General features: G+C 61.0%; 13 protein-coding genes. 7 read left to right on the top strand and 6 right to left on the bottom strand.

What is annotated here, in order from left to right; genetic code table 11:
- The first annotated feature begins 6 nt into the window (after positions 1-6).
- On the top strand, positions 7-282 hold the full coding sequence (locus tag ACM42_RS04365; RefSeq protein ID WP_061878803.1) for a hypothetical protein: 276 nt from the start codon (positions 7-9) through the stop codon (positions 280-282).
- Between the two features lie 38 nt (positions 283-320).
- On the opposite strand, the gene ACM42_RS04360 is transcribed toward ACM42_RS04365, so the two are convergent.
- The gene (locus ACM42_RS04360) at positions 321-1,058 is read right to left on the bottom strand and encodes a metallophosphoesterase family protein (protein WP_271526965.1); all 738 of its coding nucleotides are present in this window, start codon (positions 1,056-1,058) and stop codon (positions 321-323) included.
- 623 nt (positions 1,059-1,681) lie between these two features.
- On the opposite strand from ACM42_RS04360, the gene ACM42_RS04355 reads away from it, so the two are divergent.
- A complete protein-coding gene (locus tag ACM42_RS04355) occupies positions 1,682-3,112 on the top strand; it encodes an undecaprenyl-phosphate glucose phosphotransferase (RefSeq protein ID WP_271526761.1) in 1,431 nt (476 codons plus the stop codon).
- Between the two features lie 41 nt (positions 3,113-3,153).
- On the opposite strand, the gene ACM42_RS04350 is transcribed toward ACM42_RS04355, so the two are convergent.
- The 3 genes from ACM42_RS04350 to ACM42_RS04340 all read right to left on the bottom strand — a co-directional run bounded on the left by ACM42_RS04350 (position 3,154) and on the right by ACM42_RS04340 (position 7,008).
- Positions 3,154-3,441: a hypothetical protein gene (locus tag ACM42_RS04350; protein ID WP_271526760.1), complete on the bottom strand. Its 288-nt coding sequence runs from the start codon at positions 3,439-3,441 to the stop codon at positions 3,154-3,156.
- 668 nt (positions 3,442-4,109) lie between these two features.
- A complete protein-coding gene (locus tag ACM42_RS04345) occupies positions 4,110-6,311 on the bottom strand; it encodes an AAA family ATPase (RefSeq protein ID WP_271526759.1) in 2,202 nt (733 codons plus the stop codon).
- A 31-nt stretch (positions 6,312-6,342) separates the two neighbouring features.
- The gene (locus ACM42_RS04340; protein ID WP_271526758.1) at positions 6,343-7,008 is read right to left on the bottom strand and encodes a hypothetical protein; all 666 of its coding nucleotides are present in this window, start codon (positions 7,006-7,008) and stop codon (positions 6,343-6,345) included.
- 516 nt (positions 7,009-7,524) lie between these two features.
- On the opposite strand from ACM42_RS04340, the gene ACM42_RS04335 reads away from it, so the two are divergent.
- From ACM42_RS04335 to ACM42_RS04320, 4 genes are read left to right on the top strand one after another with little or no spacing between them, the layout of a single operon-like run.
- Positions 7,525-8,736, top strand: a complete 1,212-nt coding sequence (locus ACM42_RS04335; RefSeq protein ID WP_271526757.1) for an acyltransferase family protein — start codon at positions 7,525-7,527, stop codon at positions 8,734-8,736.
- A 7-nt stretch (positions 8,737-8,743) separates the two neighbouring features.
- Positions 8,744-10,081 (top strand): hypothetical protein, encoded by a 1,338-nt coding sequence (locus ACM42_RS04330; protein ID WP_271526756.1) that lies wholly within the window; start codon positions 8,744-8,746, stop codon positions 10,079-10,081.
- Between the two features lie 9 nt (positions 10,082-10,090).
- Complete coding sequence (locus ACM42_RS04325; RefSeq protein WP_271526755.1) at positions 10,091-11,197, top strand: acyltransferase family protein; 1,107 nt, start codon at positions 10,091-10,093, stop codon at positions 11,195-11,197.
- On the top strand, positions 11,194-12,282 hold the full coding sequence (locus ACM42_RS04320) for an acyltransferase family protein (protein ID WP_271526754.1): 1,089 nt from the start codon (positions 11,194-11,196) through the stop codon (positions 12,280-12,282). Before ACM42_RS04325 ends, ACM42_RS04320 begins: the two co-directional genes overlap by 4 nt.
- Positions 12,283-12,297: 15 nt before the next feature.
- On the opposite strand, the gene ACM42_RS04315 is transcribed toward ACM42_RS04320, so the two are convergent.
- Together ACM42_RS04315 and ACM42_RS04310 are read right to left on the bottom strand one after the other, a co-directional pair.
- Positions 12,298-13,413: a glycosyltransferase family 4 protein gene (locus ACM42_RS04315; protein ID WP_271526753.1), complete on the bottom strand. Its 1,116-nt coding sequence runs from the start codon at positions 13,411-13,413 to the stop codon at positions 12,298-12,300.
- A 1-nt stretch (position 13,414) separates the two neighbouring features.
- Complete coding sequence (locus tag ACM42_RS04310; RefSeq protein ID WP_271526752.1) at positions 13,415-14,218, bottom strand: polysaccharide pyruvyl transferase family protein; 804 nt, start codon at positions 14,216-14,218, stop codon at positions 13,415-13,417.
- 140 nt (positions 14,219-14,358) lie between these two features.
- Here ACM42_RS04310 and ACM42_RS04305 point away from each other — a divergent pair, with 140 nt between their 5' ends.
- Positions 14,359-15,840, top strand: a complete 1,482-nt coding sequence (locus ACM42_RS04305; protein WP_271526751.1) for a lipopolysaccharide biosynthesis protein — start codon at positions 14,359-14,361, stop codon at positions 15,838-15,840.
- Positions 15,841-15,863: the final 23 nt, after the last annotated feature.

The following is a 15,863-nucleotide window of genomic DNA, read 5'->3' as shown; positions in this document are numbered from 1 at the left end:
TGAGGTATGAGTGAACCCAAGAAGGACGCGCCTCGGCGCTACATCGTCGATGGCGCCGGACAGCGTGTGCTTGTTGGGTTGACGATCTCGGAGACGATTGAATTCGAAACCCTGGACAATCCGGATGCCCGCTTGAGCGCTGGTTTGGCTGGCGAGGAGCGTTGTGTTCGCGAGGGCGAGAACGAGCGTTGGCTCGAGCTCTACGTCAAACATGAGCGGGCCTGGAACGATTGGATGGCCGAAACCCGTGCCCGGGTAGAGAAGCCCCGCCTGCTCAACTAGGCGAAGCGTTTCGCCATGGCGGGCACGCCGCGTCCGTATCACACGGCGAGCATGCGGCTTCCCTGAATGCTCATCAGCGTGAGGTTGCCGGTCGCATAGGCGCCGGTGTCGATGTTGACGCGGTTGGTCAGGAATTCCGCGCTGCGGACCGGCGTGTGACCATGGACGATATATTTGCCGAACTGCTCCTCGCTCCGGAGGAATTCTTCGCGAATCCAGAGCAGGTCGCGCTCCGTCTGCTCGGCCAATGGGACGCCCGGGCGAACGCCTGCGTGGACGAAAAAGAAGTCTCCGCAACTGAAGCTCAACCGCAGATTGTCCAGGAATTCCAGATGCTCGGTCGGCATCGCGCGAATCAAGTCGCGCAGGATCGATGCCGGCTCGTCGCGCTTGAGATTTGGCGGGGCAAGCCCGTAGGACATCAATGTCTGGGTCCCCCCGACGGCAATCCAGTCCTCGAATAGTGAAGGGTCTTCGAACACCCTCACTAGAAAGGCCTCGTGGTTGCCCTTGAGGAAGACCGCATTTCCTCGGCGGCTCCGCTCGACCAGGATGTCGAGGGTGGAGCGCGTATCCGGGCCGCGATCGATGTAATCGCCCATGAAGACTTCGACAGCATAGCGCGGCCGGCTGCGCGCGACGTCGGCGTCGATCACCCGCAGCATGGGCTGGAGCAAATGCGCGCAGCCGTGAATATCCGAGATCGCATAGATGCGCACTCCGTCCGGCAATTGCGGTTTGGGAGTGGGCGGGCGTGGTCGCACGAGGGATTTCATGGCGCTCAATCGATCGGGTGGTCGAAAAAATGTCCCCAAGTCGTCGGCACCGGAGAGCTTCCATCCAACACGAACAACGTGAATTCGGTGAGGCCGCGTCTTGTTCTCCGACTTGATCACGCCAAAAGAAGGGCGCGGCATTTTTTGCCGGCCTTGTTTCGGGGTGCGCAGGACAGCAGGGGTGCAGGAACAGGAGCGATCCGCGGGAATTGCATCGCTACGCCGAAGCTTGCGGCAAGTCTGCATGACTCGGCAGAAATCTTTGCATGCATCCACAGATTGAAGCCCGAGGAAATTCTCGAGTCGACCTCGGCTTTGCTTTCGGCGGGAGCAACGCACCGCCTCAAAGTTGAGCGAAGCAGCGCTGATGCATCGCATTGGACGCGGAACTTGATTCAAAATAGGGCAGTCCGATCGCTCATATGTCAGCACTGTGACGACATTTTCAGCGCGTCGAATTTCGCTGCGCATTTCAACACGACGCATCATCCGTGCGCCGCAAAAGTTTTGCGTGCAGCGCCACAATGTCGCTGCGATCAATCAACACTTTCCGTTGCGGGGAAGTGACGAGTCTTCAGCATCACGATGAGCGTCAGGCGCTCTCTCGATAAGCAGAGGTTCGAATGGCTGTTGCAACTTATGGTTCTGAGAATGCTCATGCGCTGTCATCCGCGCGTGGCAGCGCTCTTCAGAGGCCCTTTCAGATCGTCGTCATCGGTGCTGACTTTCTGTTGATCCTGCTGAGCTACGCGGCGGGTGCTTCGCTGTATGGTATGGCCGTCGCTTCGCCTCCCGACGGCGCTTCGGTGGGAGCCGGATTGTTTGTCGGCGTGGTGTTCGTGGGGATAGCCTATTTCCGGGACGTCTATTCCACGCACCGCCTGCTCAATCTCGTATGGCAGCTTCGAATGGCGGTGTTCATCTGGCTGACGTCGCTCACGATCCTTGCCGTTGCGGCCTTCTTGCTGAAATCGACCGATAATCTATCGCGTGGCACCGTCATCGTGTTCGCCTTGATCGGCGGCCTTGGCTTGATCAGCCTCCGCTTCGGCTGGCAGGCCGTGTTCGGCACGAGCTTTGCCAGAAGCCGGTTGGTCGACCGCAAGGTGATCCTGCTCAGCCTGAAGCCGCTCGACTTCACCTCGAACCGCTTCAAGGATCTGCGGAGGAATGGCTTCGACGTCATGCGCCATTTCGTGCTCGGAACCGACCGGGATGATGGGCACTGGGAGCGACAGATCCGCGACGTCATCCGCCAGTCGCGTTCGGCCGATGTCGATGAATATCTGCTTGCAATCGACTGGAACGAATTGCCGATGCTGCGCAAGCTCGGGCCATATTTGCGCGCCGTTCCGCAGCCCATTCGCCTGCTGCCGGACGACCCGCTCGCTGACCTGGTGACCCGTCCCTTTCTGCCGGTCAGCGGAACCGTAGCGGTCGAGATCCAGCGGCCCCCGCTCACTATCCTCGAGCGGCTGCAGAAGCGCTGTCTCGACATCGGCATCGCTCTGTTCGCGCTTGTGATGCTGACGCCGCTGTTGCTGACCGTTGCCGTGCTGATCAAGCTGGATTCCCCGGGAACCGTCATATTCCGGCAGTCGCGGCGCGGCTTCAACGGCAGGCCGTTCGAGATCTGGAAGTTTCGAACCATGACCGTTAGCGAGAACGGCGAAACGATTGCCCAGGCGACCAAGAGGGATGCTCGGGTCACCAAGATCGGGCGCTTCCTGCGTATGACGAGCATCGACGAGCTGCCGCAGCTCTGGAACGTGCTGCGTGGGGACATGTCACTGGTTGGCCCGCGCCCGCACGCGCTCGCCCATGATAATTACTACGACGAGCTCATCAGCAAGTACGTCTACCGCCATCACATGAAGCCGGGCCTGACGGGCTGGGCCCAGGTGAACGGATTCAGGGGAGAAACGCCGACGATCGACCTGATGGAGAAACGTGTCGAGTATGATGTCTGGTACGTCAGCAACTGGAGCATCTGGCTCGACCTGAAGATCATGGCCCGCACTGCGTCGGCAGTGATGTTCCAGGAAGCCTATTAGTCGGTCAATTTCTGAGTTGCCGGAACCTCCGGCCCGAGGCCTCAGGTTTCGTCGCGCGGCGGCCTGCCGAAGAGCCGCATGATTGCATCGCGCAGGGCGAGCAACGGCGGCACGAGCACGAAGAAGGCCCCCATTGCAATGGAGACGATGACGTGGCGGATCGAGAAAGGTTCGTCATGCTCGATCTCGCGCCGGCTTGGGTCGATGGGCGCCGGTGAGAGCGTCGTCGTCATAGGCTGCCGAAGCGGCTTGCGCGGGGGAACTACGATCAACACGAATAGAATGTTGAGCAGAACCCAAATCGTCAGAATCGTAAGAACGATCAGCATCCGAGCCACCGGAAAGGAACTGCGAATATGAGGCGAGATTAGCCTCAGGGTACCGAGAAAGAAAGATGCCTATAGTTTCAGCATTTTGAGGCATCAAGGCCAGGATTGTCTCGTCTTTTCGACGGATGGTCGCCAATGGCGGTACAGTCTGAGCCACCATCTTGTCGTCAATCCTTGCGCTTGGCTAGAGCAATAACTGCAAGTTGTGGATTCCGGACGAATACGGAGGCCCGAGCAGCCCGGGCGTGCCTGGCACGATCTCCGATCGCCCGACGGGCTCGAGCTGTCTCGTGCGCGAAGACGCACTCGATGGCCTTCGCACGGCAATTCCGCTAAGCACGAATAAGGCCCGCTGCCAAGCGGCAGCGGGCCCCGGGGTTGTCCAGTTCGGCTAAAGCGCGATGAAATGAGGATTGATCGCTGCGACGACGGTAGTGGGCCGCCCCCTCTCCCGCTTGCGGGAGAGGGTTGGGGAGAGGTGCTTCCGCAATGGGACAATCCCCAAGAGGAGAAAGCCCTCACCCGGCGCTTCGCCATAGCCGAGGCTTTGCCTCGGCGTCTTTTGAGATGACGGCCGCCGGAGGCGGCCTACGCCTCTCCCGCAAGCGGGAGAGGTGACCGACCCGCGGCAATCGATTCAACCTAAAGCCAGTCGCCGCGCCTACGCGTCAGGCATGCTCGACGTAGTAGCTGTTGTGGTGCTTGCCCTTGTAGGCCTCGATGCGCTTGAGCATCTTCGGGTTGGCGCGGTTGAGCACGGCGCCGAGCAGCTTCTTCTGGAGGACTTCCGAGCCGGAAACTGACTCCTGAAGCGCGCTTCGTGTCGTCTGCCCCCATTCGATGACGTAGACCATGGCATCGATCAGGAAGCTGACGGCCTTCGAATCCGCCACCGGCATCACCGGGGCGAGATCGATCACGATGTACTCATAGTGGTCTCTCAGCACCTTGAGCAGTTCGGCCATCGCCTTCGATCCGATGACGTCGGCCGAATTCACCATGCGGGAAGCCACGACGGAGGGGAGGAAATCCAGTCCCGTTTCCTTGCTCCGCTGCACGTGGTAGCCGAGGCTCGCGGGATCGTTCAGCGCCTCCACAAGTCCGCTCTTGGCATTGGGCGCGAGCTCTCGCGTCAGCGAGCGCGTGTGCAGATCGCCGTCGATCAGAACCGTGCGGTGCCCCGTCAGAGCGACCAACTGCGCGAAATTGGCGGCGACAGTCGTTTTTCCTTCCTTGGGAAGGGAAGAGACGATGCCGATCACCTTGATCTCGCGGGTCAGGCGGGCGACGTCGATCGACACCTTGATGTTGCGCAACGTCTCGGCAAACCGCGAGAATGGATGATCGACGACGTAGCGAGACAGATCGGATGGGCCGGCCTTCGAGGGTGGACGAATATCGGGCAGGACGCCGAGGCACTTCACGCCGAGCTCGTCCTCGACCTCGCCGGGGGTCCGCAACACGTCGCTCAGCAGTTCCCGCGCAAATGCGACGCCGAAGCCGAGACAGAGACCGCCCACCAAGCCTCCCACCAGCGCCAGGACCGTGCGCGGCGAGCTCTTGCGATCCGGCTTGGTGGCGGTGCTGATGAGACGCGCCTCGCTGAGCGGAAAGCTCTGGTTCTGCGTCGCGCTTTGCAGTTTCTCGAGGAAGTTGTTGTAGAGATTGCGATAGGTGTCGGCGGCGCTTTCGAGATCGCGCAGCTTGACTTCGGCCTGGCCGGTGTGACCCGCCTGGGCAACGAGCTCCTTCACGTTCTTCTCGAGCGAGGCCTCGCGGCTCTTTGCGATCTCGTAGTCGCTGCGATAAGCGTCGCCGATCCGACGCAGCTCATCGGCGATGTTCTTGCGCAGCTCCTCCATCTTGTTGGCCAGATTGACCGCTGCAAGGTGAGTCTTGCCGTAGCGCCTGGACCAGTCGGCATATTGGGCCTGGAGGTCGAGATATTGGGCGCGGAGGCGGGTAATGACCGCGTTGTTGAGAGCGTCCGTCACCGTCGGCTGGGCGAGATCCTGATCGGAGATCGCGTCGATCCGGTCGAGCCGGGCCTTGGCCTCGGCGGTCGAAGCCCTCGCTTGAACCAGCTGCGTATTCAGATCCGACAATTGCTGCTCGGACATCAGGCCGCGGCTGGTACCGACGATGTTGTGCTCGGCCTTGAAGGTCTGCACGGCGCGGTCGCTGGCCGTCGCCTGCTCGCTCAGCTCGAGGCTGCGCTGCTGAAGCCACTCGGTTGCCCGCTTGGTGGACTGGTATTTGGCTTCGAGGGCGCCGACAAGGTATGCATTGGCGATGGCGTTGGCGATCTTGGCGGCCTTGTCGGGGCTGCGCGAGCGATAGCTCAGCGACAGGACATATGTGGTGAGGACGCGCTCCGTTCGCAGGCTCTTCTGAACCTGCTCGACCACGGCATGTTCGATTCGTTCCTGGGACGCGGGCTCGCGGGAGCCGAATAGCGACGTGGCCTTGCCGATGATGAGGGAGAGGAGGCCTGGACTCGAACCATTGAACTCCGGATCCTCCGTCAGCTTCAGGCGACGGACAACGGACAGAATCAGGTCGTCCGAGTTGATGATTTCGACCTGGCTGTCGACATAGCCGGTATCGATCAGAGCGCTGCTGGCGTTGCTGTCCTTGTCCAGCACCTGCGCCTGACGCGTATCCATCATGATGCGGGCATTCGCCGTATACATCGGTTGCGTCGTGGCCAGGTACACGATCACCAGGGCCAGCGAAACTCCGACGCACACCGCGATGATCGGCCACTGGCGGCGCAGCACATCGGTCACGCGCTCGAAGCTGAGGACCGCTCCGCCGAACTCGATGCCGAAGCGGTGGCCCGACTGAAAGTGCTCTCTAGGCTGATACATCTGTGAATTCGCTGCCTTTGACGATCGCTGATCAATTCGGAAGGGGGACGGGTTTGAATGGGTCGGCCAGCTTGGTCCTCCATTCGCCGTCGAGCAGAGCTCCGCCTCGGGGCGGCTGCGCAAGTCCCTTGCCTTGCGATTGGGCGCCGGAGTTGTCCTCTCCCGCTGCGGAATAGCCTGCTTGCACGTTGAGATCTCCGATCCGCTGTGCAAAATCCCTGATCTTGCGCGCCGCGTCAGGCTTCGTCGACGTGCACCGGCCTTCGGCTATCCGCAGCGCGGCGCCGATGGCTGACCGATCGGCTGAAGCCGATGCGGAGATGAGCGTCTGCACGGACGGCAACACTGATGGATCCGTCACGAGATAGGCAGAGAGCCGATATCGCAACTTCTCCTTGTCATTGCGCAGCCGCTCCAGCAGCGAGGAGGGCGACTTGACGAAGGTGTCGAGTTCGAGCTGCGAGGCGCGGTCCGAGAATTCGACGCACTGCGCATGGCAAGCATCGACGCTGATGAGAATCAGGGCAGAGCCTGCGAAGGCGATCGGGAGCCATCGCAGCTTCATGTGACGACGTGTTGCTCCGCAGCCCATCCGTGTCCCTTCGTCCCTGTTGCAGTAGGAGAACACGCGAAACTTGCCAGTCAACTGTGTCAATTTTTGTGCGGCGCAAAAGCTCGATACACCGATCGTCCACAACGAATGCGTTTGCTGCTTCCGATCGGTTGCAAGAGCGGGAGATGCAATGCCTGCGAGATCGGCATGCTTGCGCCCAGGAATGTTGCAACATGAAAACAAATGAGGCGTTCGCCCGTCAAAGCGCCGCAAACACGCGTCGCAAAACCGACACAAGCGCCATGCGCGGACATTGTTCCCTTCCTGCCGAAAAAATATCCGCGCGACATGTGCGACGACATCTTCATGCGAAGAGATCCGGAATCAATGTCGCTGCGCCCTACCGCAACAGCGCCGAATTTCGCGCACACTTTCCACGCAAATACTCGCAATCATCGCGGCTCATGAAATTTGCGCCCGAAGCATGCGCGCCTCGAACAAAAAGTGGCGTGAAGTTGGCGCTCGCATGTCGGAATGATCTGCGAGCATTGAAAGTATCGTCGATCGTCATGCATCGAGCGCGAGTCCGCGATCGCGAAGATTGAACATGCGCGAGACCTGATACACACTGCTGCGGTGCAATAGCTATGGAATGTTGATGTGACGGAGTCGGTTCATCGTGAGAAGACGCATGTCCTGCCGCTCGACAGCATTCGGGGGATCGCCGCGACTTCGGTGGTGATTCACCACCTGCTGCTGATGCCGACTTTCCTCGCGGCGTTCCCGCACAATGCGTGGATCAACTGCTCGTTCTTCAGGAGCGCCTGGCTGTTGGTCGATTTGTTCTTTGTTCTCAGCGGGATCGTTATGTCGCTCAGCTATGTCGAGAGCGACTTCGGGCGCTTCTCGCTGCGCGAATTCATGCTGCGGCGCCTGGCGAGGGTCTATCCGCTGCACATCGTCATGCTGTTGGCAAATCTGTTGTTTCGCCTCCTGCGCATCAGCCTGGTCATGGCCGGCGTCGTGGTGGCCGCGCCGGCGGCCTTCGAGGTGAATAACGCCTATTCCTTCGTTCTCAACGTCCTGCTGCTGCACTCCATGGGGTTCATCGACTATCTCAGCTGGAACGCGCCGAGTTGGAGCATCAGCGTCGAGTTCTACACCTATCTGGTGTTCGGTCTGATCGTGCTGCTGGCCCAGCGCATGCGTTCCTTGTTGTGGTTCTACGTCCTGTGCGGGGCGCTTGCCGTCGGCAGCCTGGTCTTCATCATCTTCGTGCTCGACAAGAGGAGTCTCGGGCTTCAGACCGATTTCGGGATCCTGCGCTGCTTCGTGAGCTTCTTCCTGGGCGTGCTGACGGTCAGGATCGTCGATCGCCTGCCGGCGAAGCCGGGTCCTGCCGTGCAGGGCATGCTGCAATTCGTCGCCATGATCGCCAGCATCGTCCTGGTGTCCCTGGCGGAGACCAATCCGGCGGCAACTTTCCTCGCGCCGGTGACGTTCGCGATCTTCCTTGGCAGTCTGCTGGCCTTTCCGGATGCGCTGCTGGTGCCGCGGATGCTGGTGGCCAAGCCGCTGGTCTGGCTCGGTCGCCGTTCCTACTCCATCTATATGGTGCACGCGCTCGTGGTGCTGCTGGCCGAATATTTCGTGCGGGCGCTCGGGGCGGGGCGCATCGCAGCTCTCGATTCGGTCTGGGCGGGTCTGCCGGCCACGCTGAACCTGGTCGTCTCGCTGGCCGCGGTGCTCGTGGTTTCGCACTTCACTTATCGCTACGTCGAGATTCCCGGCGGCAGGTGGATGCGGAACGCTCTCGGGAGCCGGACCGATTTCTCCGCCTCTCCGGCGCCATCGGCGCGGCCGACGAACTGAGCCGGACATGACCATCCTCGCGCTGAACCGGCCGAAAGTCACGCTGATCAGCCTCAACATCGAGGCGATCGCGCTCGGCGCCTATCTGATCCGCGACGCCTTCGGCGGCGTGATGCGCTACTATACCAGCATCTATCACATGGATGCGCTGTGGTATGTGCCCGACGGCGTTGCGCTCCTGTGCCTCGCCCAGTTCTTCGTCCATTGTGTCCTGCGCAGTCGCAGCACGCTGGCTCTGCTGGTGCTCGTGCAGATCATGCTGTCGCTCGTGCTGGGCTACTTCATGATGGGGACGATGAACGCAGCGATCTCGTCGTTCAAGATGATGCTGCCAGTCTTCGTCGGATTCTGCTTCTGCGATTCGAGCCTGGGCTCATACCGAAAGCTGCTGTCGGTCATCGCCGTGACTTTCTACCTGTCCGTGATCGGCGTTTTCCTGACGAAGTTCTATCTGATGCCTTGGGTGGGCTACAAATACGAGGCCTTCGGCGCCGTACGCGAGGCCGGCCGGTTGTGGTGGGCCTATGGCGGCGACGACCAGCGCCTCATGGGCTTTGCAGCCGACAATACCATGGCGGCCTTCTTCATCCTGGTGTCGTTCGCGATCACCTCCATTCGCATGAGCACGACGTGGTGCCTCCTGTTCGGCTCCATCGCGATCTATGCCATCAAGCTGACCACGAGCAAGACGACCATGATCGTGCTCGTGCTCTATTTGCTCTTGCTGGTGTTCGTGCGTATGCTGCCGGAAAGGTCGCGCTTCCCCGCGATCCGGACCATTGCGCAGTGGTCTTTCGCCGCGATCTTCGTGCCGTTCTTCATGATCGTGGTCGCCTCCGGCACCGCCGCCATACCGCACTCGACCTTGTTCAGCATTCTCGATCGCATCAACAACAGCTGGCAGTTACCCTTCGTCTATATGAGCCAGCTCATGCCGATAGGCCTCGTGACGGGCTGCGGCGCGGGCTGCTTCAACTATCCGCAGAAGCTGTTCTCGCCGCTTGCGCCTTACTGGGTGCCGGTCGACAATTTCTACATCGGGACCTACCTGATGTTCGGTCTTCCCTTCGTCGCATTCATGGTGATGGTGTTCCGGGCGACGTTCGGTGCGACCGACGTGTACAAGCTGACGCTGCTGTTCGTCGTCAATCTGTTCACGATCACGGTGCTCAACTACGGCCCGGCATCCGGCCTGCTGATCATCGCATTGAGCTTCAGCGAAGTTTTCTCGCGGCGTGCGACCTCCGCACGAGGCGTCGATGCCGTGCCGATCGTCATGCGGCAGCCGATGCAGCCGTTGGAAGGCTTCCGCCCGGATCTACCGGCGGCGAGCGGGAGCAGGTGAGAACGGATCATGCATAGACGGCTCGCATTCATCGACACGCTGCGCGGCATTGCCGTGCTGTCGGTACTTGTCCAGCACGTATTCGAGGTGATCGTCGAGCAGCACCCGACGGGCGCCTATTACTGGCCCATCCATGACGTGTTCGGCTACTACATGAACTTCGGCCGGTTCGGCGTCGTCTTGTTCTTCTTCGTCAGCGGCTTCGTCATTCCGTTCAGCTTCCCGGACAGCGCCACGCCCGTGCGGGACTTTACGATCAGCCGCTTCTTCCGGCTCTATCCGGCCTACTGGACCTCGCTCGTCGTCGGGCTCGTGACGATGCAGCTGCTCAATTCGAAAGTCTATCCGCTGGGGCAGGTCGCCGCCAACGTGACGATGCTGCAGACCTTCGTGAACGTCCCGAACCTCTGGGTGTTCTACTGGACGCTGGCGATCGAGCTCTTGTTCTACGTCGGATGCACGATCCTCTTTGCGATGGGACTGCTGAACCAGCGCTTCACGGCGGTGACGATCGTCGTCGCGGCCGCGCTGGTCGGAACCACCGCTGCGCTTCTGATCGAGAACAGAACCGTATCCTCCGTGATGGAGGTCGGGTTGAACCTGTCGGCGATGTTCCTGGGCAAGATCATCCGCGACACCGTCATTGGCGGCAAGCTGCGATGGACCCATGTGGCTGTCTGCACGCTGCTGTATGCGATCTTCGCCGCCGCCCTGTCTGATCGGCGTTTCGGAGGCGTCTATCACGAGAATTTCTTCTACAGCTATTCGATCGGATCGGCCTATGTCTGCGCGGCGCTGGTCTTCATCGCCTTTGCCGTGTTCGGCGAGCGAATGGCGTGGCGTCCGATGGCGTTCGTCGGTGTGATCAGCTATTCGGTCTACCTGATGTCGCCGTTCGTGATCGTGGTCGTCCACCGCCTGTTCTGGTTCGGCGACGGGCCGCTGGGATGGTCGATCTTCCTGGCCGTGATCCTTGCGTTGTCGATCCTGGTCAGCTGGATGACATTTGCCTTCATCGAGAAGCCCAGCATTTCCTTCGGGCAGAGGTTCCGCTCGGCGCGGAGAAAACCTGTCATTCTCGAGCCGGCCCTCAGCACCCAGGGTGCCGCAGAGTGATCAAAACACCCCACCAGCCGGGCGCTGCCTATGACGGATCGTTCGTTCCGTCGGTCCAGGGCCTTCGCGCGATCGCTGCGCTGAGCGTGCTGATGGATCATTTCTACGACATGCCAAAGGGGGGCATGTACGACATCCCGGATCCCGGCTTTCTGCCGCCGCTCTGGTCCTGGCTGCAATCGGTGATCAATGTCGGCGGGCACGGCGTCGAGCTGTTCTTCATGATCAGCGGATTCCTGATCCCGGCAAGTCTGGTGCGGCACGGGTCGCTGTCGCGGTTCTTCTTCGACCGCGTCCTGCGCATCATGCCGGTGTTCGTGGTCCTGCATCTTGCGCTGTTCGTGATCGGTCCGATCGTGGCCTACAAGTTCTTCCGCGGGATCGATCTGACCAGCTATCTCACAATCTTCGCGGCCAATCTGTTCTTCGTGCAGGACGCGCTCGGTCTGCCCATTGCTCAGCAGAATGCCTGGACATTGACCTATGAATGGGCGTTCTACATCTGGTTTGCGCTGACGTTCTCGGTATGGCGCACCGGTGGCAGATTGCTGGCGGCGCCCCTGATCCTGCTTGGCATCGCCTGCCTGATGCACTGGCCGATCACCGCCTTCTTCTGCATCGGCATGCTGTTCAGCGCCACGGGATTCCGCATTTCCATTCCCGGACGGCTCGGTCTTCTCGCAGGCCTCGTTTGCGGGGCGGCGCTGTACGCGAGCCTGGTGCTGTTTCACCCGTTCGTGGGGCTCATTCCCGGATTTCTGCTGTTCGGCATGGTGCTCGCTCCGGACTCGGGCCTCGGCAGGGCTCTGAGCCTACCGGCGCTGCAATATGTCGGCAAGATCAGCTACAGCCTCTATCTGGTGCACCCCTTCGTGCTGTTCCCCCTGCAGGTGATCGGCCTGAAGCTGGTCGCCGCTGGCGTCGACCGCTGGCTGCTGTGGACCGCCTTCATCGGGCTTGGGCTGGTGATGTCGCTGGTTGCAAGCGCGATCAGCTATGAGCTGATCGAGGTCAGGCTAAGGCGATTGCTGGACGGCGCGATCCGCAGCATGTTCTCCCGGCCGCAGATCGAGCAATCGGTTTGAGGGCGCCGGCCGCGCTCAGCTCACGGTGCGACCGGTGAGCTTGTGATAGGACCCCAGCAGTCCTTCAGCGATGCGATCCCAGTTGAGGATGCCGGCGGCGGTCTGCCGTGCGCCCTCGGTCAACGTTGCGGCGAGAGGCTTCGACGTCAGCACGTGCTCGAGCGCATCGGCCAGCGCAGTGGCATCGCCGGGAGGAACCAGGAGCCCGTTGACCCCGTCTGTGACGACGTCGGGAATGCCGCCGGTGGCACTGGCGACCACGGGGCGGGAATTCCCATAGGCGGATGCAAGCACGCCGCTCTGCGTTGCATCCTTATAGGGCAGGGCAACCACGGTTGCGGATTGAAACAGTCGTCCGGTCTCGGCAGGCGCAATATAGGCGTTGATGGTCTTGACCGTCGGCATCGCCTCCATGCGCGCTCCGAGCCGTGTCATCTCGGGGCCGCGGCCGGCAACGATCGCTTCATGGGCCACACCGCGCCGGGCCAACATGTCGATCGCATCGATGAAGACGTCGAGGCCCTTGTAGGCCCACATCCGTCCAAAAAACAGGATGCGCGCGGCCTCCGGCGCGGTGACCGCGCCCCCAGCCGGCGGAACCATGAGCACGCCGTGCATGCTGGAGATCGCTTCCCCTTTGAAGTCAGGCGAGGCACGGCGAAAATCGGCGATGCAGCTCTCGCCATGCGTGGTGACGACCGACGCGGCTGCGCGCATGCGCCCGCGCCATGCATCTTCACGCGGCGACGTACCGGAGCCGCCTTCCGAATGCGGGATCGCATCGTGAACGGTCAACACCAGCGGAATGCCGAGCGGACGAAGAAGCTGGATCAGCCTGGACGTGTAGATCTCCGGAACTTCGTGACAATGAATCACGTCGGGGCGAAACGAAATTATGTCGAGGAACGAGGCCGGGATGCCGATGGCACCGCCGCGGCGCAGGCTCAGGTCGCGAATTCTCGTCTCGAACGGAGCCGTCACGGCAATATCGGCCAGTTCCCATTGCTGATTGGCATCCTTGCGGTTGAGCACCAGCCGGACATCGCCGTGGCGGGCCAATCCCGATGCGAGACGGTAGGAATATTCCGCAAAATGCGGTGCGTAGATGGCGACGCGGAGGCGCTTGGCCATATCAGCTGTTTCCGCTCCAGAGGTCGATCGGGAATGCACTCATCAAGGCACGATGGTCGAAGTTGAGGCGCGCAGCCCCACCCATCTCGCGACCTTCGTCAATGCTCGAGGCAAACTCGACGGCAAACCGGCCGGTACCCTCATAGTAGTCACGATACTTGAATTCGGACTCTCCGCTGCTCAGACGCACGTATCGAGCCGGTATCCCGAATGCCTCGGCGACAATGATGCCGTGGAGCGAGCTTGCCAGAACCAGTTCAGCTTCGAGAATGGCGTCAATTCGTCGATTCCAGGATCCCAGCGGTGAGACCACTGTATCGGCGGCACGGTCCATGAGACTCAAATCGTGCAAATTCGGAACAAACACCCACGGCTTTTTGGCAGTAGGGTGAAAGCGATTTGGAAACAGCTGAGGAAGCAGCAACGCAGGGTCTCCGAACACTTCGGGTACCGCGATGCCCCGGCGCTGCAGAATCTCCCGTGTACGAGGGCCGCGCACCGCTCGCACGTCCAAGTTCTGCACGCGGTGATTGAGGTCGTCCTGACCGGGGCGCCCATTCACGCCGCTTCCCCAGATCACATCGCCATTTCGCGCGTAATGCAGCACGGAGCCGATCGCGAACAAGCGCGTTTGCCGCGGCACCTCGTCGGCGAGCGTATAGCCGAAATGCCGCAAGAGATGGTCAACGACGACGACCGAAAGATAGTCGCCGAAATTTATCGTTCCGTCGTCGGGACGCCAGAAGAACAAGTCCACGTGCGGATACGGCAGCTGATGAATAAAGTCGCAACCGACCTCGTTCATCAACCGTCGTAGATTGGTCCGAAAATTCATGCTGCCTCGGATTGTAGCTGCTTTCTTGCCGTAGTGTCCTCGTAAACAAGGCGACTATTGGACCATTGCAGCCAATGGCTCAACGACGAAAGTCGGCCTAACCGGAAATTGTGACAGGCCTCCAATTGCGCCACGAGAATATCAAGCCGCGCTCGATCGTTTCGGGCGTCATTTGGTCCGCACTCGATTCCGCAGTCGGGCAGGCTCTCACGCTCGCAATCTACATGATCATGGCGCGGCTGCTGTCGCCGCAGATTCTCGGCATCGTGGCAACGGGGGCGCTGGCGCTCGAATTCTGCCGGGCAGTCCTGATCGAGAGCATCGCGATAGCGGTCCAAGCGCGTGCCGAGCCGAAGGACGAGGATTACACTGCCTCGTTCTGGCTCATCGCGGGCCTCTCCTTGTTTGCAGCGCTCGCACTGTTCGCCTCGAGCGGCGCGATCGAACGATTTTCGGGTCTTTCGGACATTGCCATCGTTCTCAAGGGATTCTGCATCGTGGTGGCCGTACAGGGCCTGTCGCGGACGCACGAAGCCTGGTTGATGCGCAATCAACTGTTTCGATCCCTCGCCATCCGCTCGCTTTCTTCAATCTCGGTTGGCGGGGCCGTTGGGATCGGGCTGGCGATCCAGGGGTACGGGGTCGTTGCGCTGGTCGGACAGCTCGTTTCGACGTCGTTGATCTCGCTGGTCAGCCTTTGGATCCTGACGCCCTGGCGCCCTCGGCTCCGGGTCAGCCGGCAGGCTGTTGTCGAACTCCTGAGCTATGCGCGCTACGTGGCGCTGACGGGAATCACGAACTTCGCCAATGCCAATTCCGATCTGATTTTTGTTACCTGGTATACCGGCGCCGCCGGCGCGGGCTTGTACAGCCTGGCCAAGCGCCTGGTCAATGCCGTGAGTACCGTGATTGGAAATGCGTTGAACCGGGTGTTCTTTGCGACCATCGCTGGCCTCCAGCATGACCGGGAAGCATCGCGTTCGACGCTGGTTGCCTTCGTCATGTACACGTCGCTGCTGACGGCTCCGATCTTCGCTGGCATAGCGGTTCTGGCGCCGGATCTGATCACTGGTTTCTTCGGGTCCAAGTGGGGCGAGGCCGCCCCTCTGCTCGCGATCATGTCGGTCACCGGATTCCTGACCACGATCGGCCTCTACAATCACTCCGTTATCCTGGCGTTCGGCAAACCGCACTGGCAAACTTGGCTGACGCTGATCTACGCGGTTTCGAATATAGCAATCTTCATCCTCGCTGCGCCGTTTGGCCTTATCGCGATTGCTGTCGGCTACGTCGCTCGCGCCTTGTTGCTATATCCGCTATCCGCCGGAGCCTCGATGCGGATCCTGTCGCTCGGTATCAGGCCCTATGCCGCGGCGCTGATGCCCGCACTTGCGGGCTCCGCGGTGATGGCATGCGCGGTGGCTGGTGCCTCCGTTGCGATGCCGGCCATGTCGCCATGGCTGCGTCTCGCCGCGCTCGTGCTGCTCGGTTCTTCGGTATATCTCGTCGTTGTTGTCGCGATCGCCCGGCCGGCCGTGGTGCGGATATGCCAGGAAGTCCTGGGCCGTGTGCGGCGATCGTCGAGAACCTAGCTGCAAGATCCGCCCTGCAGACA

The organism is Bradyrhizobium sp. CCBAU 25338 (genome assembly GCF_028128965.1).
GTDB classification, from domain to species: domain Bacteria; phylum Pseudomonadota; class Alphaproteobacteria; order Rhizobiales; family Xanthobacteraceae; genus Bradyrhizobium; species Bradyrhizobium liaoningense.
This window is presented reverse-complemented; position numbering and strand designations above follow the sequence as displayed.